We start from the raw sequence: 24,896 nt of genomic DNA, 5'->3' as shown, positions 1-24,896 counted from the left end.
GTTCAGCAGCTTTTGGGATTGTCATAATTGTCGGACTGATCTTCATCGACATTATCCAGACATTTGAAATCTTTTTCAATCAACATAAACAACGAACTACCGTCGCCCAACAGCATATTTCCCTCGAACCCGACGGTATTGTTCGCCCCCCAGCCTGCGAGGAGTTTCCCGGGGACGTCCAGCGTGATTTTGTTTTGTTCAAACCGCGCTTGCAGGTCAGCACCGGCTGATTCTGCGATTGCATAGCGCAATTGAGCGGAACCAAAATCGGTTATTTCTTCCAGATACCCTTCATTTTCAAGCAGTGAGACCTCCGTTTTGGAAAGCCTGAAACGCACGGAATTCCGGTGAATGCGGATTTTCATAGTTATAAGATCCGGTGGTGACCGGTGTAAATGTTGAACTTGTCTTTTTTAAGAAACCCTACCAATGTAATGCCGCTCTCTTCTGCCAGTTGCACCGCCAGGCTCGACGGAGCACCTATCGTAGCTACGACTGCGATGCCAGCCATCGTAGCTTTTTGAATGAGTTCAAAACTCGCGCGGCCGCTGAGGAGGAGAATGTGTTCGTTAAGCGGCAACCGGTCCGACATCAATGCCGCACCAATAAGTTTATCGAGCGCATTATGCCTCCCTACATCTTCCCGCAACATCATAAACTGTCCGGAAACGTCGAAAAGCGCAGAGGCATGCAGCCCGCCGGTGGTTTCGAACGTATTCTGGTGTTGGGCGATCTGCTCCGTGAGCTGGTACAACAGTTCTTTTTTCAAAACCAGGCCCTCATTTACATTCGTATAAGCGGATCGGGTCCTGATCGCATCGATGCTCGCCTTGCCGCACACACCGCAGCTGGATGTGGTGTAGAAGTTGCGCTCCATGGAACCCAGTTGTGGCTCAAAATCAGGTGCGCAGGTTACTATCACCCGGTTTTCGTCGAATGGTGAATGCGCAATACCGTCGATCTGTTTTTGGGAATCGATAATGCCTTCCGTGAACAGAAACCCGGCGGCGAGTTCGCGATCGTTACCTGGCGTACGCATGGTAACCGAAATACTTTTACGCTCTTTTCGCCCTCCTGACCGAAACGCAATTTGTATTTCGAGCGGCTCCTCCACGGCGAGCTGGTCGTCGAGCACTTCGGCGTCGTATCCGCTAATGCGGACGATTTTATGGTTGGTTATCGAACTGGTTTCCATTTTGAAAGTCATTATGGGCTTCAAGCGCTTGCTTTACGGCCCGGAAATCTTCCATTGTATCTACGCTGAGCATCGTTTGTTCAGACATGGGCCGGTATTTTCCCGCCTTCTCCGCTTGAAGAAAACGCTGCAACGACCGCGAGCCGTTTTCGAATGTTTTCAGCAAAGCATTACCTGCCGACCGGGAATACCATCCTAACAACGGCTCATAGAATGCGTTTTGGTTATAAAAGGCCACAGCCGTCAAATCCTTATCAGTATCATGCAGAAAATTAGCCAGATCGGTGGTCGTGAGGTAAGGATAATCGCAACCGGCCACCAGGAAGTCGTTTCCCGGAAAGGTTTCGAATGCGGTTAGCAATCCGCTCATAGGTCCTGCTCCACCAAATTTCGGCATGTCAGTCAATTTTGGGTAGCCGGTACGGAAGGTCTTGTGCTGCTCCGCATTGCAGCAGAGGATTACTCGCTCACACAGAGGTGCGAGGAGATCGGCAACGTGTTCGTACTGTGGTTTTTGGTAATAAACCAGCAGGCTTTTGTCGGTACCCATTCTCGTGCTTTCGCCGCCGCAAATCACCAGTCCGTATAAGCTCATAGTGGCAGTTCGATGGTTTTAATCGATCAAATATGCGTAACTTCCTTTTATGGAAATGGGTGATGTTAAAATATTAAAGAAAAAACCGATCTATCCGGTGAGTCCGGAGCTGCGCAAATACCTGCGTTTTTACCAGCGCGACGCCCGGTTGCCGGTAGCTTACCACGATCTGCAGAACTTCTACGAGTCGTTTCCGGTGACCGACAAGAACGGCAGGGATACGTTATGGGAGAGTCCGCTCTACCCGCCGCATGAGCTGGAAAGGCTGCATTCCGGGCTGAAAAAGGTGTATGCGATGCTCAAAGCGTCCGGTAACCTGCGCATTGTCGAGCATAAATACATCGATCGCATCGACTACTGCAAGTTCGGCAATTCCAACCCGTTCCGCGTCAAGATCGTGAACCGGCTGAACGATATTTACGACTATTTCTATGTGAAGAAGGCCGATTCTTCCCGCATTTACGGATTGGAGCTCGAAGAAATCTTCTCGCCCAACCAGGTCAATTATATCGTTGACGGAGAAACGCTGATCGAGGAGCATATTGCCGGCATTCCCGGCGACGAGTTCGCGCGTACACGCATGCGCGACCCCGACTATAACCCGATCCGGATTGCAAAAGAATTTGTGAAGTTCAACGAGCGTTGCAAGATCACCTTGTTGGGCGATATGCGCTCCTACAATTTTGTGATGCAGATTACCCCCGATTTCGACGATTTTCAGTTCCGCCTCCGCGCCATCGACTTCGACCAGCAGTTTTACGAGGGCAATCTTAAAGTATATATGCCTCAGTTTTTTAAAGAAAACCGGGCATATGTGCAATTGGCTATGGAATATCTGACCGATAAAACCGTGGTCCAATACCAGCAGGAAGAGCAATCGTCGATTATGTATCAGGCCAAAGCCGAGCGTTATCGCCTGCGCGACCTGCGGGACGTAAGTATCAAAGACAAAATCTCGACGTCGGACAATATCCATCAATTGCGCGAAAGCCTTGCCATGCATTATTCGGACGGGCACTATCACAAATGCGAGACGATGACCGAGATCATCGAATTGAATATTAAGAATGTGATCAGGATGGTGAGTGCGTGAAGTTTTAACGCTCAGGCAGTATTCCGGCGATTAATCCCTACCTTTGCGGAACCATTCGGCAGCTCGCAGCTGTTGAAGTTGTCAATTCAAATCATCAATCGGAAGGCATTCAACCTTCGGCAGATTACTACAATGAGTAAACACGGACGCATTCTTGTCGCCATGAGCGGCGGCATCGACAGCTCGCTTGCAGCTGTTCTTCTCCACGAACAAGGTTATGAGGTCATTGGTATGACCATGAAAACCTGGGATTATGCCAGTAGCGGTGGTACCAAGAAGGAGACCGGCTGTTGTTCGCTGGATTCCATCAACGACGCGCGTAATATCGCGGTAGAGCTTGGCTTCCCGCATTATATTCTGGACATTCGTGCCGAATTCGGCGATTATGTAATCGACCATTTTACAGGCGAATACCTCGAAGGCCGCACACCTAACCCGTGCGTGCTTTGTAATACCCACATCAAATGGGATGCGCTGCTCCGCCGCGCCGACCGCCTCGATTGCGAGTTTATCGCTACCGGGCATTATGCCAATATGCAGTTTAATAACGGCCGTCATTATGTATCCAAAGGTATCGATGCCTGGAAAGACCAGAGCTACGTACTTTGGGGTGTATCGCAGGAAAGTCTGGCGCGCACTAAACTGCCGTTAGGCTATTTGCATAAAACAGAAATCCGCGAAATGGCCCGTCAGAGAGGCTTTATCGATTTGGTAAACAAATCGGAGAGCTATGAAATCTGTTTCGTGCCCGATAACGACTACCGTGGCTTCCTGAAAAGGCGCATTCCGGGCCTGGAAGCGGAAGTAGCAGGCGGTAACTTCGTCTACGCCGATGGTACGGTCGTAGGAAAGCATGAGGGTTACCCGTTCTACACGGTTGGCCAGCGAAAAGGGCTTGGTATTGCATTAGGCCGCCCGGTGTTCGTGACCGAGATCCGGAAAGATACCAATGAAGTGGTGCTGGGCGACATGCCCGACCTTTTCCGCGACGGGATGAATGTAAGCAAATTGAATCTTCAAAAATACGCATCGATTGAGAAGCCGCTGGAAACGGTAACCAAAGTGCGCTATAAGCACGATGGAACCCCCGCTATTATCGAGCAAACCGGCCCTGATCAAATCGTGGCACGTTTTCACGACGGCGTCAATGGCATCGCGCCGGGTCAGGCGGCTGTTTTTTATGAAGGCGACGACGTTATCGGCGGTGGCTGGATTATGAAGAGTTTCCGGCAGGAGTGAGATAATTTGGTTTAGTCTGTAATTTAGTTCTCTACATCATTCATCCTACTCAATAGTTCCTCTGTACAGTTTCGTCATCAACAAACTTACAGATGGATTTAAATCACTTGCGCCGGGTGGCGAGAAAAAGGGTAAAGGAAGATTTGGTGGCTAAAAATATCGGGATCTTTCGCGATGAGCTTGGTGCTGAGATCAAGTTCAACATGTCGGGAATTAAAGAATGCATTAACCAGCCATTTAATTCCTATCTGGACTGGAAGGACTTGAAGAAGCGTTAGCTAGCGCTGTTTACCTTGGCTTTACAACTTATCAAACACATCCCAAAGAGCATGTGGCCGGATATCATTATTTTGAAACAGAAATAGGCGGGAGAACCGCCTATTTTAATATCCCAGATGACCGTTCAGGGACGGTATTTCCTATACTCAATTACTGAATCTTTACGTTGGGATTCCTCGAATAAAAAAAGCACCCGACGTGCTTAGAGGAGTTGCAATCCAATGCCGGTTCAGGTGCTATTCGAATATAGCAAACATTTACATAAAAAGCTATCTTTTGGCTATTTTATTCGCTGCCTCACAGCTTCATACAAAACAATAGAACTCGCTACCGACACATTCAGCGATTCCACGTGCCCTGCGAGCGGGATTCTCGCGCCGCTGTCGGCGAGGTCGATGAATTCTTTTGAAATACCATCTTCTTCCGAGCCCATGATGATCACCGTAGGGATGGAAAAATCAATATCATAGAGCGATTTGTCGGTTTTCTCTGTGCAAGCGATGATTTGCAAGCCGCTGTTTCTGAGGTACATGAGTGTTTCCCAGAGGTTAGGCTCTCGGCATATGGGAAGGAAATTCAATGCGCCGGATGAGGTTTTCATTGCGTCTGCATTGATCTGTGCACCACCTTTGGTAGGGACAATGATCGCCTGCACGCCTGCGCATTCGGCCGTACGCGCGATGGCACCGAAGTTCCGCACGTCGGTGACGCGGTCGAGCAGGAGCAGAAGTGGGGTTTTGCCTTCCTCATATACCTGCGTAAGCACATTGTGCAATGGCATGTACTGGATCGGCGACACAAATGCAATGACTCCCTGATGGTTTTTGCGGGTTACGCGGTTCAGTTTTTCGACCGGTACGCGCTGATAGGGGACGCCGAGCTCTTTGGCGAGCTTTTCAATTTCCGCGAGCCCGAACTCGCGCTGAATAAATAGCCTTTCGATTTCTTTACCCGAACGAAGGGTTTCTAATACCGATTGCGTACCAAAGACCATGTCGGCCTGGGACTGTCTGGGGGCTGGTTTTCTTACCGTATACTTCCGTTTCTCCATGCTTCTACTACTGGATACCAAATCGGCTGGTATTCGGCATAGCGAACCAGTTCATAATGATCATCCACAAATTGATTGTTTCTTCTGTTAAATGTAAAATTGACGTTTTGAGCGTTACCTCTGTGATCGTAGGTCCACACTTCGCGGTCTTTGCTGCGTTGTACTTTATCCGGCGGGCCTAATACGATGTAAATCATTCCTTTGTCGGTCTTCCAGCCTTCTTTGTAAGTCGTAAACAGTTGGTTGGCTTCTTCAACCCTGCCATAGAACGAGCGGATCGACTGCTGAGCCAGCGGCGCATTGCCATTCATGAGCGTCAGCCAGTATTTATCCAACGCCTTTTTATAATCCTCTGCCTTCTTAATCTCGTTGATTTCGTTGTTGGTGCTCATATAAAGCAAGGGCCCCAGCAGCAATTGAGGGCGTGTGACTTTCGGAAAGCGCTCATTTACGACCAAAAGTCCCAGTCCTTCCGATTGGGTGGTGTCTGCGAAAATATTGTAAAGTCCTTCTCTGGTGAATTGCAAAGGCTGATTGGCGGAGATCGTAAATGTGCTATCCACTTCGAGTGATTTGTTGCCCCCCTTCGGAGCGATGTTCATCGGCGAACCTGCCGGTTCGAAGTCGTGGTTATAGTAGTAAACATGCAGCTGATCGGCACTTTCGCCCGCTTTTTTGATCGTAAACTGCTCGTTTGAACTTATATAATGCCTCTGTAACGGCTGAGTGGAGTTGCCCGTATAGACGCCATACATTTGGTTCACGGCCAGTTTTTTGAACCGGATCGTGAGGTCGTTCAGTACTTTTTTCAGCGTACCGGTCTGGCTGATTTCGCTGAGCAACACACCATAGTCACGGTTCGGACTTTTCAATTCGTAGGAAATCACGATTTTATCGCCCATGCGGGAAACATTCGTCGAATCGAGCTTTACATTGCCGTAACCGAGGCGTTCGCGTGTACCGTAATCCGAATAAATGACGTAGTTGAGGTTGTAAAGCCTGACAAAATCGGCCACGCTAATGGGATTCTTGCCTTTCAAAGCGTCCACATACAGAAATACCGACGTCTGCGTCGTGTCTTTCAACAAATACTTGCTTTGAATTGCCACCAGGGTAAGCTCCTCATTGACCGGCGCCGATGCCTGCTGTTGCTCCATCGGACGCACTTGCGCCTCCGGGATCTGCTTCATCGGCTTATTCGATGATGCGCACCCGGCCATCACCAAAACAGACATTATATAGATACAAAAGCGAAGATTTGTTCTCATGTACGTGTATTCATCGTTTGTCAAATAACGAACGAACGGGCAAAATTACCCAATAAAACGGTAATAAAATTTTTATTCGGGACTCTTCCCGCCGCGGGTTGCCGATTTGACCTGATCTTCGATGGCATCCCATTGATCGTCAGTTACTTCTTTCAGGAAATTGAATTGCCCGCCACCCAATACTTCTCCGCCGTCGAGGGTAATGACTTCGCCCGTCATATAGGCCGAAAAGTCGGAAATCAGATAGGCGGAGAGATTAGCCAATTCCTGATGATCACCGGTGCGCGCGAGCGGAATGCGGTTTTCGAAGGAAAGTTTCCTGGCCAGCTCCTCGGGAAACAACCGGTCCCAGGCACCTTTGGTAGGAAACGGGCCGGGAGCGATCGCATTGAGGCGAATACCATGCCGGGCCCATTCAAATGCCAGCGACTTGGTCATGGTCAATACGCCTGCCTTGGCCATGGCCGACGGTACTACCCAGCCCGAACCGGTGGTGGCATAGGTGGTGACGATATTGAGCACAGTTCCTTTGATATGGTTCTCGATCCAGTATTTACCCAGAGCCAATGTAAAATAGTAGGTTCCGCGCAGCACGATGTCGACCACGGTATCGACAGCCTTGTACGAAAGCCGTTCCGTGGGACTGATGAAATTCCCAGCGGAGTTGTTGACCAGCCCATCGACCCGGCCGAATGTTTCAATGGCTTTTGCGATCACATTTTCGATTTGCTCTGTCTTTCTGACATCGCATTCTGCAAAAATGATGTTGCCGCCGGTTTCCACTCTCAACTCGGATGCGGTTCTTTCCAACACTTCCGCTTTTCTGCTGCAAATCACCACATTCGCGCCCAAACGGAGAAAATAGGAGGCCATTGACTTTCCCAGCCCGGTGCCGCCTCCGGTGACGATGATCGTTTTGTTTTCGAGTGCCCCATCGCGAAGCATTCCTTCGGTATATGTCATGATAAATGTATTTTTAGAATGGGATGAAAAGTAAATTTTTCTTTAAAAACATTATATTTTGAATGAAAACCAAATCATCCGGAAATGGACCAGGTAAGGGAAATAATGAACGAGCTGGCGCTGCTGGGAAGTGAGCAGACCCTCAAAACTTTCAGGAACCATGGGGCGGCGGAGCCATTGTACGGCGTGAAGATCGGCGACATGAAGCCGATCCTCAAAAAACATCGAAATAACCACCAACTGGCGCTGGAATTGTTCAAAACCGGCAATTCAGATGCGATGTACCTGGCAGGGCTGATGTCGAGACCTGTGTTGATGACCCCCGAAGTGCTCGACGAATGGATCGAGGGGGCTTCGTGGTACATGATCAGCGAGTACACGGTGGCCTGGAATGCAGCCGAAAGTCCTTATAAATTTGAAATGGCCCGAAAATGGATCGAGTCCGATGACGAACTGACAGCCGATGCAGGGTGGGCGACCTGGGGGTGCATTTTGGCCCTAACGCCGGACGATCAGCTCGACAAAGGCGAAATCGAGCGATTGCTCAACCGGGTCGAACGCGAAGTGCATTCCGCTCAGAACCGCGTGCGGTATGTAATGAATGGCTTCGTGATCGCGGTGGGCTCCTATTATCCGCCGCTGGCAGAGAAGGCGATGGAAGTTGGTAAAAGGATTGGGAAAGTGAAGGTTGACGTCGGCAATACCGAATGCAAAGTGCCATATCCGCCCGACTACATTCAAAAAACATGGGACAAAGGCCTTCTCGGGAGGAAACGAAAGGAAGTAAGGTGTTGACCGGCGGGTTATTGCTGCGCCAATAAATAGAGTACGGCCATTCGTACGGCCACCCCATTTTCGACCTGGTTCAAAATGATCGAATGCTGCGAATCTGCCGCATCGGATGAAAGTTCCACGCCGCGGTTGATAGGTCCCGGGTGCATTAGTACGATTTCTTTGTCCAGCTCATCGAGCATGGCTTTGTTGATTCCATAATACAACGAATACTCGCGCAGCGAAGGGAAATACTTGATCTGCTGCCGTTCCAGCTGTATACGCAGCACGTTCGCGACGTCGCACCATTGCAATGCCTCTTTCACATTATGTCCGATCTTCACGCCTAGTTCGCCCAAATGTTTAGGAATCAACGTTGATGGGCCGCATACCATCACTTCCGCGCCTAATTTTTGCAAACAGAAAATATTGGACAATGCCACGCGTGAATGCGTAATGTCGCCGATGATCGCAATTTTTTTGCCGGTCAGGTCTCCGAGTTTTTCACGCATTGAAAACGCGTCGAGTAATGCCTGGGTAGGGTGCTCGTGCGTGCCGTCACCTGCATTTACGACGTTCGCCGGAATGCGGGTAGACAGGTAATGCGGCGCCCCGGGGCTGCTGTGGCGCATCACGATCATATCCACTTTCATGGCGAGGATATTGTTGACCGTGTCGAGCAATGTCTCCCCCTTTTTTACCGAACTGCCGGAAGCCGAAAAATTCACTACATCGGCAGAAAGCCTTTTCTCCGCCAGCTCGAATGAGAGCCTTGTACGGGTGGAATTTTCGAAAAAAACGTTGGCAATGGTAATGTCGCGAAGGGAAGGGACTTTCTTGATGGGACGGTTAATGACTTCTTTGAACTGAGTCGCTGTATCTAAGATAGTTTGAATGTCGTTCTCGTTCAGGTTTTTAATTCCAAGTAAGTGCCGGACCGAAAGTTGTGTCATTGTTTGTATTCAAGAAAGTTTGGCAAAGATAATAAGGAAGCGGTCAATGCGAAAATCCGAAGGTGATTTTCGGATAACAAAACTCCGGCCCTGCCACTTTAAGGCAAGGCCGGAGTTTGAGCGGGTACTTATTTCTTGATAAATTTCAGTGAAGTAGCCGTCCCGTCATTGTTCTGTATCCGTATCAGGTACAGTCCCGAAGAGAGGCTTCCGACGGGTATCGACGACCGCCCCTGCGCGGCATAGCTACGCAATCTGACCTGCCCGGAAACATCGGATATAATATAGCTGAAACGGTCTTTTTGATTAGCCAGTTTAATATACAATATGTGATCCGCAGGATTCGGGAAAACACTCACCGCAAAACCAGGACGCTGAACCGGTATCATATGCGAATAGGTAAAGGATTGGTCGGTATCTACCTGTTTGAGCCGGTAGTAACTGGTTCCGGGAAGCGGCTGCGGGTCTTCAAGCCGATATTCGCTGAATGCACTGATAGTCCCTCTTCCGCTGATGCGGCCGATACTTGCCCATCTGCGTGCGTCGTTGGATCGCTCCACATCAAAATAGTCGCTATTTTTTTCCTCTGTGGTTACCCAGGTCAGCAACACCTTCTCTTCTACCGCCTTTGCGTTGAAGTTTAGCAGTGTTACCGGCAATGGGTTGGTGCAGGTTTGTACGGTAATGTCGTCGAGGCGCAATTCATCCCGGGCACCGGTGGCAGTAGGGTCGGTGCAGTAATACCGCCACAGCAACTGAACGTATGGTTTGTCCAGTGCCTCTGCGGGAAGCGCTACCCAGTTGATTACCTGCTCATGCCCCGCCGTAGCCGACCGGACATATTCCACCGGCTGGTTGCTGGTGTTCAGGACGTCCGTAAATGGCCCGGTTTCGGAAAGACGGTATTGCAGGCGGAGCGCGTACGGCCTGGTATTGGGTGTAATCGTACCGCCCGTCCATTTTACGCTGACCTGCGTTTTTCCCGTCGTGTTCAATGCAAGAATAGCTCCTCCGAGTTTCATGCCGGGGTAGCCGGGGTTACCCGCTGCGTTGCCCGTGTTGATAAATGAAATACCGGCGTCGTTCAGGCCGTTGATCCGTGTGCGGCTGGTGAGGTTGTAAACGCCGCTTGTGAAGCCCACTACGTTCGAGGTAAGGCCGGGATCGTCGTTTTCCATATAGACAAACCGCATATTGTCGGGAAAGGTATTTCCGGTAGCCGTGGCAAGCCAGGCGTTGAAATTGTATACACATGCGCCGGCGTCCAGGGGAGCTGGGACCTGCACGGGTGCGACATCCACAGCAAACACGGCGCGAAATAAGGGCGTCGTGGAGGAGGGGGCAAACGTAATTGCTGCAGTGTTGGAAACAACCTGGTTTGAGGCGTTTTCCCATTGCAGGAATTTATAGCCCGGCTTGGGAACCGCTGTCAATGTAATATTCACGTTTTTGAAATAGGTACCAGTCCAGGGATAGGGGGTAGCAGCAACGCCGAGTGTGGTCGGCAGGATGTCGATCGTATTGACACGCACATAGCCGTGGTTGGGGTTCGAGACGTTGACGGTGAGGGACCGTGTGCCGTCGACGAGGTTGAACTGGCTTTGAATATGGCTCCGCGCGACACCCGGCCGGTTCGTAGCGAAATTCACCATGAGATTGACGTTCGATTCCCAGGTAGCATAGCTCGAAGGGCGGTTCCACCGCTCGATATTTCTAGGTATTTCGTTTGCGATAAGGTTTTTGCAAACATCAATCTGGGCAAGAAGCCGGGCTGGTAGAAAGTGGGAGTTGATCAGGTCGGCGTAGCGGTTGATGAATTTGTTCCGGAAAGTCAGGTTTTGCAGGAGATATTGGAGCAAATGATCCGGAGCACCCAATGCTTTCGGAAACTGGTTGGCAGTCACATCCTCAAAACTCAGGTCTACATCGAACAGCGCCCAGCGCCAGCGTCCGTCTTTGCCCTTACCGGCGGATGGATTGTAGGGCACTTTGTGGCGCCAGTAAGTGATGTTGCCATACGGCCAGTCCCAGTTAGCGCAATAGAGTTCGAGAATGCAGTAGTCTATGAAATTGTCCATATCCATCCGGTCCAAAGCATAGTTGTAGTTGTTGGCATCGGCCATATTATTGCTTTTGATAAAATTGGACAGGTCGGCGTAATGCCCGGAGTTGTTTTCAATGTCGGGATCTGCAAAAAACTCTATGTTCTCGGGTTCCAGCGCGTAATGGCTCGCGAAATAGTATTCGTCCTCCCGCTCCCGAAGGTCGTGAATGCCCCAATATTCGCCGTTCAGGTAAGTGGTAACGGGCCGGTATTCCTGCAATTCCATGTCCAGCCCTTTGGCGATCTGGTGGATGTAAGAATCTTTCATGAGTGTTCGCTCGTAATCATTTCCTGAGTTCCGGAGGATAACCCGCTTGAATGTGTGAAATGGTAACGCGGGAAAAAGGGGATAGTCGATATCGCTTTGCGATGCATTCGGGCCGGTGGAGTACAGCCGGAAACTTTTCTTGTCGTGGGCTCTTGATCCCTGCCCATGAATGCGCAGACCCAGGTCCTGGTTGATCACCACGCTACCGTTGATCAGTACTTCCACGTTCGACGGGATTTCGGTACCGCGGTGGTAATTGCCGACCGGAACGCCGAACGATCCGGCGCCGGGGTTGCTATTGCGCCAATCCACAAAATCCTTTCCCGCAACACCAATGCCATCCTCATAATCGAACATATCGTCCGGGTCGGTTTTGATCGAGAATACCGCGAGCTGTGATTTCGGTTGACCGTCCGCCGTGAACAGGTATGTACGCGACTCCGTATCGCTGGGCAGTTTTCCGGCCTCATAAGCCTTCGCGCGGATAACTGTGCCCTTGTATACCGGTTTCATGGGGACCGAATTATAGGTAGGGGTGAAATCGTTGGTGGCGGAAATCGACGCGAATACATCCGGCTGGGCCGACTTGTCGGTAATCTGGATATCGACCGGCGAATTCTGTTTCAGCGTCAGGAAATTGTTGGTGAATGTAGGCCCAGCCGATTGTCCAGGGTCTTTCGGGTACTGGTTTTTGTATTGATAGGCTTTGCCAGGCGGCGTGATATTGTCCTTGTCCGGTTGGGAGCCGTCGGTTGTGTAGTACACTTCCGCGCCCGGCGCGGCCGTGGAAATAGTCAGATTAAAACTGTTTTGGAAAAAGCCGCTTTCCACGCTCATAATCGGTGCGGAGGCGAAGCCTGTATAGGAATTAGCCGCCACATTACTCGCGTTGGGCGAGGATGGCGAAAAATAGACGATTTCAACGGACCCGTTGGTTTTCCTGCCAAACGACACGTCTGTTCGTTGCTTGGGAAAAATGACCTGATCGATAATCGTTTCGTCCGGCGCAACGAGCAGGAACTGCTCCCCGTCTCCGCTGAGGCCAAATCCCAGGTGCTTCGGCCCTCGCGACGGCACACCACTTGCCCAGAGGATAAGGAATGAGCCGGGCTGGATGATCAGATTGCCCGTGCCGCTGGGTAACTGAAACTTTTTCAACTCGCCCGGGTCGTCGCTGACGTAGTAACCGCCCAGGTCGACCGCGACCCCGCCTGCATTGTAAAGCTCGATCCAATCCTCGTCGGAGCCGGTTTCATCCAGATAGGAAGCGGAATTAGAAGCCATCAACTCATTAATTTTGATAGACTGACCCAGGCAGACAGTGCACGAGGCCCACATCGCCATTGATACTATGTAGTATAAATATTTCATGATGATAGATGGAGATTTTTCTGACAGAAATTAAAATTATTGTAGATGAAATACTAATAAACCGGCAGTTATTTTGAGGTATTTTTCTGCTTTATTGGCTTAATGTTCAGTAAGTTGTGTGATTTTAAATGTAGCTCTGGATATCCTGATAAATAATTTCATATCCATTGTATTATTTCGCTTTTTGGTGTAGTCTATTATCGAAATAATTCGTAATTGAAGAGCGAGATTTTTTGCGGCTATGGGTGATTGCCCGGTTGCGTTCCGGATCGAAGGATAATTGCCGAGTGCCTTGTTATATTTGTGGCAAACACAATTTGGAAAATGGATAAGGCAACGGTAATCGCCCACATAAAGTCACTTCTCGACGAGCGCATGCAGGTAGCGTGGAGCGCCATGGAGGCGGCGCAGGAATCGGCGAACGATCAGGGTAAGAGCTCGATGGGGGATAAATATGAAACGTCGCGCTCGATGGGGCAGCTTGACCGCAATATGCATGCGCGGCAGTACGAGCAGGCGCGGCAGGAGCGGCTGATCCTCGAAAAGATCGGCGAAAGCGATGCACCGGTGCGCAGTGCGGCTGCACGCAGCTCGGTAGGCTCGCTGCTGGAAACGACAGCCGGGTGGTTCTTTATCGCCGTGAGCCTGGGAGCCGTTAAAATAGAAAATGAGACCGTGATAGCAGTCTCATCTTCATCGCCCGTGGGCGCTTCCCTGTTAGGTAAGGAGCCCGGGACTTTTTTTGAATTTATGAAAAAACAACACCGGATTGTGGCGCTGCATTAAGCCATGTTGTGGAACACACGTACCACGTCGTCGTCTTCTTCAATCTTCTCGATCAGTTTTTCGACTTCTGCAACCTGTTCGTCGCTCAATGTTTTGGTATCGTTCGGAATGCGTTCGAAATCCGCTTCGACGATTTCGTAGCCATTCTCTTCAAAATAATGCTGCAATGCACCGAAGGCGGGGAACTCTCCGTAAATGTTGATCAGATTGGTCTCTTCATCCAAAAACACCTCTTCTCCGCCTACGTCGATCAGTTCGAATTCCAGCTCTTCGATGTCCTTGCCGGTGTTTTTGATTTTGAAAATGCATTTACGGTCGAAGATGAAGTCGAGCATGCCCATTGTGCCGAGGCTTCCTCCCAGCTTGTTGAAGTAGCTCCTTACGTTGGCAACGGTGCGTGTGGGGTTGTCGGTGGTGCTTTCCACGAGAATGGCGATCCCGTGAGGGCCGTAACCTTCATACACCATTTCCTTGTAGTCCTCCTGATCCTTGGAAGAGGCCCGTTTGATAGCCCTTTCGACAGTTTCCTTGGGCATATTCACTGCTTTTGCGTTTTGCAGCAGCACCCGGAGTTTGGAGTTGGTGGCCGGGTCGGCGGTCCCGTTTTTCACGGCGAGAACAATCTCCTTGCCAATCCTGGTGAAAGTTTTGGCCATCTTGTCCCACCGCTTGAACATCCGTGCCTTTCTGTATTCAAAAGCCCTTCCCATACTTGTAATGTATTATTAGTTATTTTAATGTTGGTACCTTGGTATTGCTAATTGTGCGCAAATTTATAAAAACGGTCAATATCAGATAAAATAAATTCTTTTGCTCAATACTTTCATGAATTATCAGCTAGACTGGCGCTTTCAAACCTTCGACGAACTTACTACAATTGAGCTCTACGGCATTCTACGCTTGCGAAGCGAGGTTTTCGTCCTCGAACAGCGGTGCTGCTTTCTCGATATGGATAACAAGGATCAATTAAGCCACCATCTTTCGGGCTACCGTGATGGTGAATTGATGGCATTTTCACGCATTGTTCCACCCGGAGTGTCGTATGAATATCCGGCAATCGGGCGTATCGTCGTGTCGCCGCGCGGGCGCGGGGCAGGGTATGGTATCAAACTGCTCAATGCTTCTATTCAAAAACTGGAAGAATTATATGGCAAGGTCCCGATCCGAATAGGGGCACAGCTGTACCTCAAAAGGTTCTATGAGTCGTTCGGTTTCAGGCAGTCGAGCGAGATTTATCTGGAAGATGATATCGAACATATCGAAATGACGAGGGCAATTCAGTAGAAATTACAAGATGTGTAACCTTTTGGGGAATGATTTCCCAAAAGTGGTGAATTAGTAAACACTGCATGTAACTGGTAAATGTGTTAAAACGCTGTTAAAACAGGATTTTTGAAAAAAATGTAGTAGCTTATCTACATTTCAATAAAAAAAGTTTGATATAAATTGCTCATAAGCGCATTCTTTCCTAATTTGGCACAGAATTTTAGTTATTAGTATTCAGTCAAGCAAATTGTTGCTTTGGGCCTGACGCCCTGTCAGAAACCCAATTAACATTTTTGACGAACACTGATAGAGGAGGGTTTACGTGGAATGGCCTACTGTAATGCGGTAGGCCATTTTTTTTTGCTTTCTTTGTACTCCTTTACAACACACCACATCATCCTAGATGACCAAAGTTACCGAGTACATCCGCCGTGCGGAAGGCAAAACCCTATTCTCGATCGAGATCATCCCGCCGCTGAAAGGGCAGAATATCAATGAGCTGCTGAATTCCATTGAACCTTTGATGGAATTCAATCCCCCTTTTGTAGATGTAACCTATCACCGCGAAGAGCTGATCGACCGCGTCGGTCCCGACGGTACAATTGAACGTATCCCGATCCGCAAGCGTCCCGGCACTGTCGGGATTTGCGCCCGACTGATGGAACGTTTCAAGGTGGATGCGGTGCCGCATGTGATTTGCGGCGGCTTTACCAAAGACGAAACCGAAGATGTGTTGATTGACCTGCATTACCTGGGCATCGACAACGTGCTGGTGCTGCGCGGCGACCCTGAGAAATCGGCGGGTGTTTTCAGACCGAAACAAGGCGGGCACACCTATGCTTCGGAGCTGGTAACGCAGGTTGACAATATGAATAAAGGAATTTTACTCAACGCCGAAACCGAAATGTCGCCGACAGACTTTTGCATCGGCGTCGCCGGCTATCCTGAAAAACATTTGGACGCGGCGTCATTCGATTCGGACTACGCGGCATTGAAGAAGAAAATCGAGCTGGGCGCTAATTACATTGTGACCCAGATGTTTTTCGATAACCAGAAATATTTCAGTTTCGTAGAGCGCTGCCGCGCCGAGGGCATTACCGTACCGATTATTCCCGGCCTGAAACCGTTATCAACGAGGAAACAACTGACGGTGCTGGCTGATATATTCCATTTGGAATTCCCGCAAGACCTAGTGAACGAAGTTGAAAAATGCGCAACGGATAAAGAAGTACGTCAGGTAGGTATCGAATGGGGCATTCAGCAATGCAAGGAGCTGATGGCCTACGGCGTGCCGGTGCTTCATTTTTATACAATGGGCAAGTCCGATAACGTATCGCAGATCGCCCGGGGCGTATTCTAAATTTAATGCGCCGCGGCGCTGTTATTCATAGCACACCGCGGTACCGTTGGCGCTCACCATGAGCATCGAGCTGCCATTTCCGATTGTTTCCAGGTCGATATCCACGCCGATCACCGCATTGGCTCCCAGGCGCTGCGCCTGTTCCATCATTTCGCGGATAGCAATGCTTTTGGCCTCGCGCAGCCCCTGCTCGTACGAGCCGGAGCGCCCGCCCACGACGTCGCGGATGCCGGCCAGAAAGTCTTTGACGAAGTTGGCCCCGATAATGGCTTCACCATTCACCAGTCCGATATACTTTGTGATTCTTTTACCTTCGATGTTCGGGGTAGTAGTAACAAGCATGCGAGTTGAAGTTTGGTTGGTGTTGGTTTTGACGGGCCAAATTACGGGTTTTGCCAAAGAGGAGGCTGAAAATAATGGTTTAGCGGCAAAGTAACACGAGTTCGGGGTGAATTTTGGGTATAATCGTTAGTTTTGCCCTTTGACCAGATTTGAGCAGTAAAACAATTTACAATGGAACAGACAGTAGATACCATTAATCATATCATCCGCACACGCCGGGCCATTTTCCCACCGAACTACATCCAAAAGGAGATCCCGCAGGAAGTGATCGAAAATATCCTCGAAAACGCCAACTACGCGCCTACACACAAGCGCACGGAACCCTGGCGCTTCATTGTGTTCCGTGGCGAGGAGAAGTTGCAGCATTTGGCGAGCTTCTTCATGGACCGGTACCGCAACAATACGCCCGCAGAATCATTCTCGCAGGCGCGTTACGAGGCTGCCGGCGAAAAGATATTGAAATCGGCCTGTGTGATCGCTATCAATGCGGAGCTTCACCCGAACGACCTGCCCGAGTGGGAAGAAACAGCCGCGGTAGCCTGTGCGGTGCAAAATATGTGGCTTACCGCCACTGCGTACGGCATTGGCTCGTATTGGAGCAGCCCCGCGGTATTGAAAGAGCTGGGCGAATTCCTGGGCTTGCCCGAAGGACAGAAATGCCTGGGCCTTTATTACCTCGGCTACCACAATGCCCCGGAAACGCCGGTACGCCGCAATAGCACAATCGAAGAAAAAATCACCTGGGCCTGAGCATGAAACAGTCCCGACCGACGCTGCGCGCACAAAAGATCACCAAAACATTTGGTACAGACACCGTCCTGGCCGGCATCGACCTCGAACTCGCGCCGGGCGAGTGGCTGGGCATTCTGGGCGAGAGCGGGTCGGGGAAAAGCACCTTGCTACGCATTCTGGGACGTTTCCTGGATGCGGAGCAAGGTGATGTTTTTTTCAAGGGACAATTGCTGAAACCGGTGGCGAGCGAGCTCATGCCGGGCCACGAGGCGATCCGGCTCATTCATCAGGAATTTGAACTGTTTCCCAATCAGACGGTCGAGGAGAATATCGCATATTCCCTGCGCTTTTATGAGCCGGATTACCGACTCGAAAAAGTGGCGGAGTTGCTGGAAACGACCGCATTGAAGAGTGTGAAAGACCGCAAGGCCAAACTCCTTTCCGGCGGTGAAAAACAGCGCACTGCCATTGCCAAGGCGATTGCCGAACGTCCGGATGTGCTGCTGCTCGACGAGCCTTTCGCCCATTTGGACAACCATAACCGTCGCGTACTGGCAGACGCGATCGAGCGCTTGCGCCGGCAGCAGAAAATGAGTTGCATATTCGTCACCCACGAGGCGGCCGACGCGCTGGCCTGGTCGGACAGGATCGCTGTGCTCCGGGATGGTGAAATTATCCAGATCGGTACGCCGCAGGAAGTGTACAACAACCCGGCAAACAGCTACGTGGCTGAGCTGACAGGCGATATTAACTGGATCGCCGGCGAAAAAGGCAAAAAGCAGTTTTACATTCGCCCCGAAAAGATCAAGCCGACGCGTAACCCGGAAAAAAGCCGTTGGATAGGCAAAGTAGAGGCTGTGCGTTTCCACGGCAACCATTGGGAAATCCGTTGTATTAAAGGAAAAGAGCAGTTATCCTTTTACCGTAACAAACCCGACCTCGAAATCGGGCAGGAAGTGCATTTGACTTATGCTTCCAAAGACCTCAAAAGCATTTTGTAATCCCTACAATTTAAACCAGAAGGAAATTTTCACAGTAAATGGTGTCACATTCGGGTTATCCAGATAGGTCAGCCGGTGAATGAAATCGACGCGCCCGGTGCGGAAAATGTTATCGATCCCGTAGCCGAGTTCGATATAAGGTTTTGAATTTAACCGGTTGAATGCCAGTACCTGCTTGCCCGACTCGTCGGTAGTGGTGGTAAGTGTCTCGTTGGCATGGCTGATACTTCCATAGAACAACCTGCCCGTAGCCAGCATCCTCAGTTTCAGCCGCCGGATAGCCGGAATGCGGTTTAATATAAAACCTTCAAAATTGTGCTCCATACGCAAGGCGAAATACCGGTCGCTGATAAACTCGAAATAGCGCATCAGGTTAAACGCATTCTCCACATAAAAGAATGATTCGTTACCCAGCGGTGTATAAAGCAGCGGGTAGGGCAGGATGGAAGGAATATAGCCGAACGTAACATTGTAATAGGTACGTCCGATCACTCCCGCGCGGAAGCTCTGCCGGATATTGAAGGAAAATTTGTTGTAATTGAAATCCCCGCCCAGCAAATGTTTGAAGCCGTGCGTGTAGCGCAGCGTAAATGCGGGCGAGTTGCCATTCCCCATGCTAATTCGTTCATTATCATTCAATAAGAAGGTCTCTTTCTGAGCGAGCCGCGCTTCGAAATTTACTTCGGTAATGTCGAACGCACTCTTCACAGGGGAATCTTCACGGGCTGCCGGATCGGTGCGGTAGGTGAATGCAAAGAGCGGGTCAAAGGTGCGGTGACGGAGCTGCACACTGCCGGTAAGCCCTTTCACGACTTCCCTTTTGAAATAGGCGGAGATATCCTGCTGCCAGTATGGACGCCGGAATGCGCCGAACCTCGATAATGCACCGAAAATAGTGCTGGGGCCGATCGCTTCGGGGGACAAACCCAGCCGTTCCAGGTCTTTCGAATAAGAAACGCCGGCCATTGTCCAGGGCTTTCTGCTGATGATGTAGTCGAGCCCGCCGCCGTATTTGAAGTCGTGGTCGCGCGTGCCATACGCGCCGTAGCCGCTGAAAATCCATTTTTTGCTAAATCCCGGATCGGTTCGGAAGCCGAGACGGAAACGGTGGCCTTCTACTTTATTATTGGCATATAAAAACAGATACGGCCCCACGTCGATATTCCATTTGTCGATCCTTTTGTAGCCGTTGACAAAAATGTTGAGGAGCTCGGTGTAGGTTTTAACAACCGGCAGGGCTTTCAGCGAATCGATCAGTTCAAAAGTCAGTTTTTCCGTCGGACTCAGGTCTTCCGGGCGGTTTTTTGCCCAGTAAGTAGAATCATGGTCGCGGTAATTTTCGGCTAGTTCAATGGCCGTGTCGTAAAACCGGCTGTCGCGCGGCGAGTTAATCTTGTATTTGGATTGGGCTGAATAGAATTTCAGCAGCATACCAGCGGCTTGCGGGGCAGGCTCGGCCACATCGATCAATACGCGGGTTTTATGCGGCAGCCAGCTCTTTTCATCCTCCGATAATTCGTAAGACTGCTGGATTTTGATGCGGTCGATGTAGTTGAGGTTTGCCCGCTTGTCGACGCTCACATCGATCTGCGTTAATGCGAATGTCTGCCCGTCGACCCACAGTGAGCCCGTGAATGCGAGGTCCTGCTTTTGCCGCGGTTCAAATTCAATGTGGTAATCGTAGCCCGAGCCATTGTCGACGCTATCGGCCAGGTAATATTCGTAATAAAGTTTCCAGTTGTCGGAAATGGGCGAAACGAAGTCTTTTTGCAGGATATTCAGCCAGTTGTTATAAAAATTATATTGCTGGAATGTAGAGCCGATAAGCTGGGAAACGACGCTGCCGTCCGTCAGCCCCACACCCGAAACCTTTGTTTTATTGATGACCTCCTTCTTTTTCTGCGGATCGCGGCGGTAAAAAACGCCGGAAACGGACTCGGAAATGAAGATCGGGATAATTGTCTCCCCATTTTCTCCCTTCACCTCGTCGAATTTTTCCAGCACATGGGTCATTTTCCTGACCGACTTGCGGTCTCTGAACCCCTTCGAAAGGTTATCGATATCGATTTGGATCTTATTGTAAGCTTCGTACTCGTATGCCGTCAGTTCATCGGGATTGTTGGCCTTCTTACGTGCCACAATCTTTCGCATTACTGCGTAGGCTGGGTTTTCGCCTGCCAGGATTTTAACCTCGCGTAGCTGCGTGGTCCCGGGCGAAAGCTGGATGTCGATGACCTGTTCGGGCAGATTGGGCATGATAGCCTTGCTGCGGCTCGTGTATCCCACGTACGTCACAGTCACAGAATCAGCAGGAGGAGTGAATTTCAGCTCGTAGATGCCATCAAAATTGGTCGTGGTGCCGCCGAGCTGCGCGCGGATGCCGAGGTTCGCAAAGGGAATAGGGTCACCCGTGGAGGCATCGGTAATCCGGCCTTTAATGGTATAAGTCGTTTGCGAGAAGCCTTTCGTGCAAAAGAGGCCAACGAGAAAGATCAGGGCGGCTATGTTCCGGCGCGGCCTCATTCCTCATGCTCATTTTTGCCTATTTGGATATTAGAAGTAACGTCCGCTGCCGGGCGCAGGATATGAACGTCGAGCACGGCTTTCGGGCGTGCAAGGTACTCGCGTATGAGCGTACGAAAGGAATAGCCGTCGGGAACATCCTGCGCGGCGAAAGAAATGGCGTTAATGCCTTCGTTATGCGCAATATATAGCGCCCGGGCGTTATGGAAGTTCTGGGAAATGATGGTGAAATTGTCCTGATTGAACACCTCTTTGCAGCGGATGATCGAATCGAACGTGCGGAAACCGGCGTAATCGAGGGTCATCACATTCTCCGGAATGCCCAGGTTCAGCAGCGCACGCTGCATATCCAGCGGCTCATTATAGTATTGCGAATCGTTGTTTCCGCTGAGGATGATGTATTTGATTTTTCCTTCCTTGAAAAGCCTGGCGGTGGCCTCCATACGGTATTTGAAAAAAAGGTTTTCGCCTCCTTTCTCCGACTTTTTGCTCGTACCCAACACCAGCGCCACGTCGTTCGGTGGCAGGTTTTCGATCGAGAAATAGGAGTATTGCCGCGTACAATACACTACCCAGAAATTACAAAGCAGGATGAAAACCATGCAGGCAAATAATAAGGCTAATATGATTTTGATCAATTTTTTCACCTGTACGCGTGTTGCCTTTTTGAATTTTCAGTTCCTGGAAATTCTGCCGCATCGCGTACATCGGCGTTTAAATCTGATGTACGCGATCGGCGGGTACTTTTGTTGCTTGTGGATTAGCTACCGGTTCAGCCGGTGGTCATTCGAACAGCCCTAGTTGACTTTTTGGGTCAGAACCTTTTTTGCCTTCTTTCTTTGGCTTTGGCTCGCCTTTGGGTTCAGAATCCGCGTCATCTGATGAATCGCCACCATCTTCATCCTCTTCCGGATCAACAGTATTTTCTTCGAAAGCATTCGCCGCATCGTCGGCAGATTCGTCGGCGACTTCCTCTGATACCGGATCGCCGGCCGCCGGATCGCCTGCCGCCGGATCGCCTGCCGCCGGATCGCCTGCCGCCGGATCGCCGGCCACGACCTCAGGCTCTTCCACGGGTACTGTGAGCGGTTCGAGCCAGCGAATGTCCTTGAACTTGTCGTTCGGGATGCGGTTGCCCTGCGCGCGCCATCCGCGGATATCGACCATTTCCTCTACCAGGTATTCCTCGGTGCTTTGCTCTTTTTGAGCTGTTTTGGGATAAACGATTTCCAGTCGCGGACGAATATCCGTGCTGGCGAGGATCAGCTTGCTGTTTTTCGAATCGCTGATGAAAAGGAATTTCTTGTCCAGCGAAGAGGTCTCGATGTTGAACCTTTTGATGAAATGCTGTTTTTGGCCCGCATCATAATAAATGGCGGTAATCGGTAGCTTGGTGTCGAATTTCTTGACCAGCAATACCTCGTGCGGCTCATAATGGTTGGTCAGGTCGAAGTTCGTGAGCTCGTAGCTGCCGTCTTTGTAAATGACGACGATATTGTCGGTCGGGCCGAAATTGCCGAGGTATTCGCCGCGCTCGTCGCGGTTCAGGCGGCCGATGATTGGGTCGAACCACATATCCACACCGCCAAGCGTCGAGCGGCCGGCTTGTTTCAGGGTAAGTTTCCGGACGGGATATTTGGTCAGGATGTTACCCATCGCGCTTCGGTTTTTAATCAATAGTTCGGCGAAATTATAGTCAAACTGCTTGACCTTCGCTTTGCTTTGGGCTTGGAGATTAACCGTAATGATTTCGGCCTCACCGTTGTCGTTCGCCGTGAAATACGTGATCTTCGATTTCGGCGTTCCCTGCGTGAGGTCATATTCGCGGTCCCGGGTGACAGCCGTTACCTGGAAGCGCTTGGCGTAGGATACGCCGGTTTTGCCGTCGACATACACCAGGTTATAGACCTTCCTTTCATCATTTTTAAGGAAAACAGCGCAGTGGATAATGTCTTTTCCTACAAAAACCTTGTCCTGTACTTTTGTGACCACACAACAACCATCGCCGCGGAATACGATCACGTCGTCGATATCCGAGCAATCCATCACGTATTCGTCTTTTTTCAAGCCGTAACCGATAAAACCTTCCGCCCGGTTGACGTACAGTTTCTGGTTATTGGCGGCCACGATATTCGCTGAGATCTGGTTGAATGCACGGATTTCGGTCTTTCTGCCTCTGCCTTTGCCATATTTTTTCAACAAATCCCTGAAATATTCGATCGCGAAACGGGTGATATGTGCCAGGTTGTCCTCGGTTTCCGCCAAATCCTCCTGCCATTTGCGCATCAGCTCGTCGGCCTTGAAGCCATCGTACTTCGAGATCCGTTTAATGCGGATTTCGGTGAGCTCCACAATATCATCGTCGGTGATTTCACGGTAAAACTGTGGTTTGTAAGGTTCCAAACCTTTGTCGATGGTCCGGATCACAGCCTCGAAAGTTTCACATTCCTCGATGTCGCGGTAAATGCGGTTTTCGATGAAGATCTTTTCGAGCGAGCCGTAGAGTATTTTTTCCAGCAATGCCAGCCGCTTGATTTCCAGCTCGCGCTGCAAGAGATGGACGGTCTGCTGGGTGTTGTATTTTAAAATCTCGGTTACACCGACAAAATGCGGCTTTTCAGCGATGATAATACACGCATTCGGCGAAATGGAAACCTCGCATTCGGTAAATGCGTACAGGGCGTCCATCGTAATATCGGGCGAAACACCGGTCGCGAGATGGACCTGGATCTCCACATCCGCCGCCGTGTTATCCACCACTTTTTTGATCTTGATTTTCCCCGCGTCGTTCGCTTTGATGACCGATTCGATGAGGGAAGTAGTAGTGGTGCCAAAAGGAATGTCCCGGATGACGAGCATCTTCTTATCCTCTTCTTCGATTTTGGCACGTACCCGCACTTTTCCGCCGCGATGGCCGTCGTTGTAGTTGGAAACGTCGACAAGGCCGCCGGTGAGAAAATCAGGGTAAATAGTCACGTCTTTGCCTTGCAGAATGCTGATGGAGGCCTCGATGAGCTCGCAGAAGTTGTGCGGGAGTATTTTGGTCGACAAACCTACCGCGATACCTTCCACGCCCAGCGAAAGCAGCAGCGGGAATTTGACCGGCAGTGTGATCGGCTCACGTTTGCGGCCATCGTAGGAAAGCTGCCATTCGGTAGTGTCGTCGTTGAAAACGATCTCTTTCCCGAAGCGCGACAACCGGACCTCAATGTAACGTGCCGCCGCAGCGCCGTCGCCTGTCCGGATATCGCCCCAGTTACCTTGCGTATCGAACAACAGTTCCTTTTGCCCGATATTGACGATCGCGTCGTAAATAGACGCGTCTCCATGCGGGTGGTACTGCATGGACGAGCCTACGACATTGGCCACTTTATTGAAGCGGCCGTCGTCCATCTCGTTGAGCGCGTGCATAATGCGCCGCTGAACGGGTTTCAGACCGTCTTCGATCGCCGGAACGGCACGTTCCAGAATTACATAAGAGGCATAATCAAGAAACCAGTTTTCGTATAAGCCCGAAATGGGCAGTTTATCATGCAATCCGCTGTCTTCTACGTCGGGCGCAGCTCCGTTTTCGTCCATAAATGCAGGAGGAACCAGGTTTTAAGTATCCAGAAAAAATTGATCAGCCATCCGCTTCCCGGTCTTCATTGGGGGACTGGCTCATTCAAAAAGAAGGAAACAGGGTGAAGTTTACCGGAAGATCAGGTTGAATTAACTGCTAATATAGCAATTTAAG

Annotated in this window: 22 protein-coding genes; 9 read left to right on the top strand and 13 right to left on the bottom strand. The window is 50.3% G+C overall.

From position 1 onward, the window contains the following. Window positions 1–2 precede the first annotated feature (2 nt). The 3 genes from ACTJJJ_RS22820 to mobA are packed head-to-tail and all read right to left on the bottom strand — an operon-like array spanning window position 3 to window position 1,790. Window positions 3–365: a DUF7009 family protein gene (locus ACTJJJ_RS22820; protein ID WP_440703124.1), complete on the bottom strand. Its 363-nt coding sequence runs from the start codon at window positions 363–365 to the stop codon at window positions 3–5. Between the two features lie 2 nt (window positions 366–367). Further along, entirely contained in the window at window positions 368–1,195 is an 828-nt protein-coding gene (gene fdhD, locus ACTJJJ_RS22815) for a formate dehydrogenase accessory sulfurtransferase FdhD (protein ID WP_440703123.1), read from the bottom strand. Next, window positions 1,167–1,790 carry a molybdenum cofactor guanylyltransferase gene (gene mobA / locus ACTJJJ_RS22810; RefSeq protein WP_440703122.1) on the bottom strand — a complete coding sequence of 208 codons (624 nt, stop codon included), beginning with the start codon at window positions 1,788–1,790 and terminating at the stop codon, window positions 1,167–1,169. Before mobA ends, fdhD begins: the two co-directional genes overlap by 29 nt. 49 nt (window positions 1,791–1,839) lie before the next feature. Between mobA and ACTJJJ_RS22805 the strand changes: the two genes are divergently transcribed. The 3 genes from ACTJJJ_RS22805 to ACTJJJ_RS22795 all read left to right on the top strand — a co-directional run bounded on the left by ACTJJJ_RS22805 (window position 1,840) and on the right by ACTJJJ_RS22795 (window position 4,400). Then, a complete protein-coding gene (locus tag ACTJJJ_RS22805) occupies window positions 1,840–2,883 on the top strand; it encodes a hypothetical protein (protein ID WP_188935936.1) in 1,044 nt (347 codons plus the stop codon). A 132-nt stretch (window positions 2,884–3,015) separates the two neighbouring features. After that, window positions 3,016–4,122: a tRNA 2-thiouridine(34) synthase MnmA gene (gene mnmA / locus ACTJJJ_RS22800; protein ID WP_188935934.1), complete on the top strand. Its 1,107-nt coding sequence runs from the start codon at window positions 3,016–3,018 to the stop codon at window positions 4,120–4,122. A 92-nt stretch (window positions 4,123–4,214) separates the two neighbouring features. Next, window positions 4,215–4,400: a hypothetical protein gene (locus tag ACTJJJ_RS22795; protein ID WP_440703121.1), complete on the top strand. Its 186-nt coding sequence runs from the start codon at window positions 4,215–4,217 to the stop codon at window positions 4,398–4,400. Between the two features lie 281 nt (window positions 4,401–4,681). On the opposite strand, the gene rlmB is transcribed toward ACTJJJ_RS22795, so the two are convergent. The 3 genes from rlmB to ACTJJJ_RS22780 form a co-directional block, all read right to left on the bottom strand. Continuing rightward, entirely contained in the window at window positions 4,682–5,452 is a 771-nt protein-coding gene (gene rlmB, locus ACTJJJ_RS22790; RefSeq protein ID WP_188935930.1) for a 23S rRNA (guanosine(2251)-2'-O)-methyltransferase RlmB, read from the bottom strand. After that, window positions 5,428–6,642, bottom strand: coding sequence for a GWxTD domain-containing protein (locus ACTJJJ_RS22785; protein WP_188935928.1), 1,215 nt, complete (start codon window positions 6,640–6,642; stop codon window positions 5,428–5,430). The genes rlmB and ACTJJJ_RS22785 overlap by 25 nt, the downstream gene beginning before the upstream one ends. A 150-nt stretch (window positions 6,643–6,792) precedes the next feature. Beyond that, window positions 6,793–7,683, bottom strand: a complete 891-nt coding sequence (locus tag ACTJJJ_RS22780) for an SDR family oxidoreductase (protein ID WP_440703120.1) — start codon at window positions 7,681–7,683, stop codon at window positions 6,793–6,795. An 84-nt stretch (window positions 7,684–7,767) separates the two neighbouring features. Between ACTJJJ_RS22780 and ACTJJJ_RS22775 the strand changes: the two genes are divergently transcribed. Further along, complete coding sequence (locus ACTJJJ_RS22775) at window positions 7,768–8,478, top strand: DNA alkylation repair protein (protein ID WP_188935924.1); 711 nt, start codon at window positions 7,768–7,770, stop codon at window positions 8,476–8,478. Between the two features lie 8 nt (window positions 8,479–8,486). Here the strand turns inward: ACTJJJ_RS22775 and ACTJJJ_RS22770 are convergent, their stop codons facing one another. Both ACTJJJ_RS22770 and ACTJJJ_RS22765 read right to left on the bottom strand, forming a co-directional pair. Then, window positions 8,487–9,407, bottom strand: coding sequence for an aspartate carbamoyltransferase catalytic subunit (locus ACTJJJ_RS22770; RefSeq protein ID WP_188935922.1), 921 nt, complete (start codon window positions 9,405–9,407; stop codon window positions 8,487–8,489). A gap of 128 nt (window positions 9,408–9,535) precedes the next feature. Continuing rightward, complete coding sequence (locus ACTJJJ_RS22765; protein WP_440703481.1) at window positions 9,536–13,117, bottom strand: CotH kinase family protein; 3,582 nt, start codon at window positions 13,115–13,117, stop codon at window positions 9,536–9,538. Window positions 13,118–13,474: 357 nt separating this feature from the next. Here ACTJJJ_RS22765 and ACTJJJ_RS22760 point away from each other — a divergent pair, with 357 nt between their 5' ends. Continuing rightward, window positions 13,475–13,936, top strand: coding sequence for a transcription elongation factor (locus ACTJJJ_RS22760; protein WP_440703119.1), 462 nt, complete (start codon window positions 13,475–13,477; stop codon window positions 13,934–13,936). Here the strand turns inward: ACTJJJ_RS22760 and ACTJJJ_RS22755 are convergent. Beyond that, a complete protein-coding gene (locus ACTJJJ_RS22755; protein WP_188935915.1) occupies window positions 13,933–14,646 on the bottom strand; it encodes a YebC/PmpR family DNA-binding transcriptional regulator in 714 nt (237 codons plus the stop codon). The genes ACTJJJ_RS22760 and ACTJJJ_RS22755 overlap by 4 nt on opposite strands. 115 nt (window positions 14,647–14,761) lie before the next feature. On the opposite strand from ACTJJJ_RS22755, the gene ACTJJJ_RS22750 reads away from it, so the two are divergent. Together ACTJJJ_RS22750 and metF are read left to right on the top strand one after the other, a co-directional pair. After that, window positions 14,762–15,220, top strand: a complete 459-nt coding sequence (locus ACTJJJ_RS22750) for a GNAT family N-acetyltransferase (protein WP_440703118.1) — start codon at window positions 14,762–14,764, stop codon at window positions 15,218–15,220. 385 nt (window positions 15,221–15,605) lie between these two features. Continuing rightward, on the top strand, window positions 15,606–16,562 hold the full coding sequence (gene metF, locus ACTJJJ_RS22745; RefSeq protein ID WP_440703117.1) for a methylenetetrahydrofolate reductase [NAD(P)H]: 957 nt from the start codon (window positions 15,606–15,608) through the stop codon (window positions 16,560–16,562). A 21-nt stretch (window positions 16,563–16,583) separates the two neighbouring features. Here the strand turns inward: metF and ACTJJJ_RS22740 are convergent, their stop codons facing one another. Continuing rightward, window positions 16,584–16,904: a heavy metal-binding domain-containing protein gene (locus ACTJJJ_RS22740; protein ID WP_090377922.1), complete on the bottom strand. Its 321-nt coding sequence runs from the start codon at window positions 16,902–16,904 to the stop codon at window positions 16,584–16,586. A 171-nt stretch (window positions 16,905–17,075) separates the two neighbouring features. Here ACTJJJ_RS22740 and ACTJJJ_RS22735 point away from each other — a divergent pair, with 171 nt between their 5' ends. Together ACTJJJ_RS22735 and ACTJJJ_RS22730 are read left to right on the top strand one after the other, a co-directional pair. Then, window positions 17,076–17,654, top strand: a complete 579-nt coding sequence (locus tag ACTJJJ_RS22735) for a nitroreductase family protein (protein WP_188935909.1) — start codon at window positions 17,076–17,078, stop codon at window positions 17,652–17,654. A gap of 2 nt (window positions 17,655–17,656) precedes the next feature. Beyond that, window positions 17,657–18,637 carry an ABC transporter ATP-binding protein gene (locus ACTJJJ_RS22730; RefSeq protein WP_440703116.1) on the top strand — a complete coding sequence of 327 codons (981 nt, stop codon included), beginning with the start codon at window positions 17,657–17,659 and terminating at the stop codon, window positions 18,635–18,637. 3 nt (window positions 18,638–18,640) lie between these two features. Here the strand turns inward: ACTJJJ_RS22730 and ACTJJJ_RS22725 are convergent, their stop codons facing one another. The 3 genes from ACTJJJ_RS22725 to ACTJJJ_RS22715 form a co-directional block, all read right to left on the bottom strand. After that, window positions 18,641–21,160 carry a DUF5686 family protein gene (locus tag ACTJJJ_RS22725; RefSeq protein ID WP_440703115.1) on the bottom strand — a complete coding sequence of 840 codons (2,520 nt, stop codon included), beginning with the start codon at window positions 21,158–21,160 and terminating at the stop codon, window positions 18,641–18,643. Continuing rightward, on the bottom strand, window positions 21,157–21,762 hold the full coding sequence (locus ACTJJJ_RS22720; protein ID WP_188935903.1) for a SanA/YdcF family protein: 606 nt from the start codon (window positions 21,760–21,762) through the stop codon (window positions 21,157–21,159). The genes ACTJJJ_RS22725 and ACTJJJ_RS22720 overlap by 4 nt, the downstream gene beginning before the upstream one ends. A gap of 181 nt (window positions 21,763–21,943) precedes the next feature. Further along, on the bottom strand, window positions 21,944–24,739 hold the full coding sequence (locus ACTJJJ_RS22715) for a DNA gyrase/topoisomerase IV subunit A (protein WP_440703114.1): 2,796 nt from the start codon (window positions 24,737–24,739) through the stop codon (window positions 21,944–21,946). Window positions 24,740–24,896 lie beyond the last annotated feature (157 nt).

The organism is Dyadobacter sp. 22481 (assembly GCF_052044875.1).
Classification (GTDB): Bacteria; Bacteroidota; Bacteroidia; order Cytophagales; family Spirosomataceae; genus Dyadobacter; species Dyadobacter endophyticus.
This window is presented reverse-complemented; position numbering and strand designations above follow the sequence as displayed.

Bases quoted from the DNA above. Each gene is read 5' to 3' on its own strand.
- ACTJJJ_RS22820 (WP_440703124.1), bottom strand. From the start codon at position 365: ATGAAAATCCGCATTCACCGGAATTCCGTGCGTTTCAGGCTTTCCAAA.
- fdhD (WP_440703123.1), bottom strand. From the start codon at position 1,195: ATGGAAACCAGTTCGATAACCAACCATAAAATCGTCCGCATTAGCGGA.
- mobA (WP_440703122.1), bottom strand. From the start codon at position 1,790: ATGAGCTTATACGGACTGGTGATTTGCGGCGGCGAAAGCACGAGAATG.
- ACTJJJ_RS22805 (WP_188935936.1), top strand. From the start codon at position 1,840: ATGGAAATGGGTGATGTTAAAATATTAAAGAAAAAACCGATCTATCCG.
- mnmA (WP_188935934.1), top strand. From the start codon at position 3,016: ATGAGTAAACACGGACGCATTCTTGTCGCCATGAGCGGCGGCATCGAC.
- ACTJJJ_RS22795 (WP_440703121.1), top strand. From the start codon at position 4,215: ATGGATTTAAATCACTTGCGCCGGGTGGCGAGAAAAAGGGTAAAGGAA.
- rlmB (WP_188935930.1), bottom strand. From the start codon at position 5,452: ATGGAGAAACGGAAGTATACGGTAAGAAAACCAGCCCCCAGACAGTCC.
- ACTJJJ_RS22785 (WP_188935928.1), bottom strand. From the start codon at position 6,642: ATGAAGCAGATCCCGGAGGCGCAAGTGCGTCCGATGGAGCAACAGCAG.
- ACTJJJ_RS22780 (WP_440703120.1), bottom strand. From the start codon at position 7,683: ATGACATATACCGAAGGAATGCTTCGCGATGGGGCACTCGAAAACAAA.
- ACTJJJ_RS22775 (WP_188935924.1), top strand. From the start codon at position 7,768: ATGGACCAGGTAAGGGAAATAATGAACGAGCTGGCGCTGCTGGGAAGT.
- ACTJJJ_RS22770 (WP_188935922.1), bottom strand. From the start codon at position 9,407: ATGACACAACTTTCGGTCCGGCACTTACTTGGAATTAAAAACCTGAAC.
- ACTJJJ_RS22765 (WP_440703481.1), bottom strand. From the start codon at position 13,117: ATGTGGGCCTCGTGCACTGTCTGCCTGGGTCAGTCTATCAAAATTAAT.
- ACTJJJ_RS22760 (WP_440703119.1), top strand. From the start codon at position 13,475: ATGGATAAGGCAACGGTAATCGCCCACATAAAGTCACTTCTCGACGAG.
- ACTJJJ_RS22755 (WP_188935915.1), bottom strand. From the start codon at position 14,646: ATGGGAAGGGCTTTTGAATACAGAAAGGCACGGATGTTCAAGCGGTGG.
- ACTJJJ_RS22750 (WP_440703118.1), top strand. From the start codon at position 14,762: ATGAATTATCAGCTAGACTGGCGCTTTCAAACCTTCGACGAACTTACT.
- metF (WP_440703117.1), top strand. From the start codon at position 15,606: ATGACCAAAGTTACCGAGTACATCCGCCGTGCGGAAGGCAAAACCCTA.
- ACTJJJ_RS22740 (WP_090377922.1), bottom strand. From the start codon at position 16,904: ATGCTTGTTACTACTACCCCGAACATCGAAGGTAAAAGAATCACAAAG.
- ACTJJJ_RS22735 (WP_188935909.1), top strand. From the start codon at position 17,076: ATGGAACAGACAGTAGATACCATTAATCATATCATCCGCACACGCCGG.
- ACTJJJ_RS22730 (WP_440703116.1), top strand. From the start codon at position 17,657: ATGAAACAGTCCCGACCGACGCTGCGCGCACAAAAGATCACCAAAACA.
- ACTJJJ_RS22725 (WP_440703115.1), bottom strand. From the start codon at position 21,160: ATGAGGCCGCGCCGGAACATAGCCGCCCTGATCTTTCTCGTTGGCCTC.
- ACTJJJ_RS22720 (WP_188935903.1), bottom strand. From the start codon at position 21,762: ATGGTTTTCATCCTGCTTTGTAATTTCTGGGTAGTGTATTGTACGCGG.
- ACTJJJ_RS22715 (WP_440703114.1), bottom strand. From the start codon at position 24,739: ATGGACGAAAACGGAGCTGCGCCCGACGTAGAAGACAGCGGATTGCAT.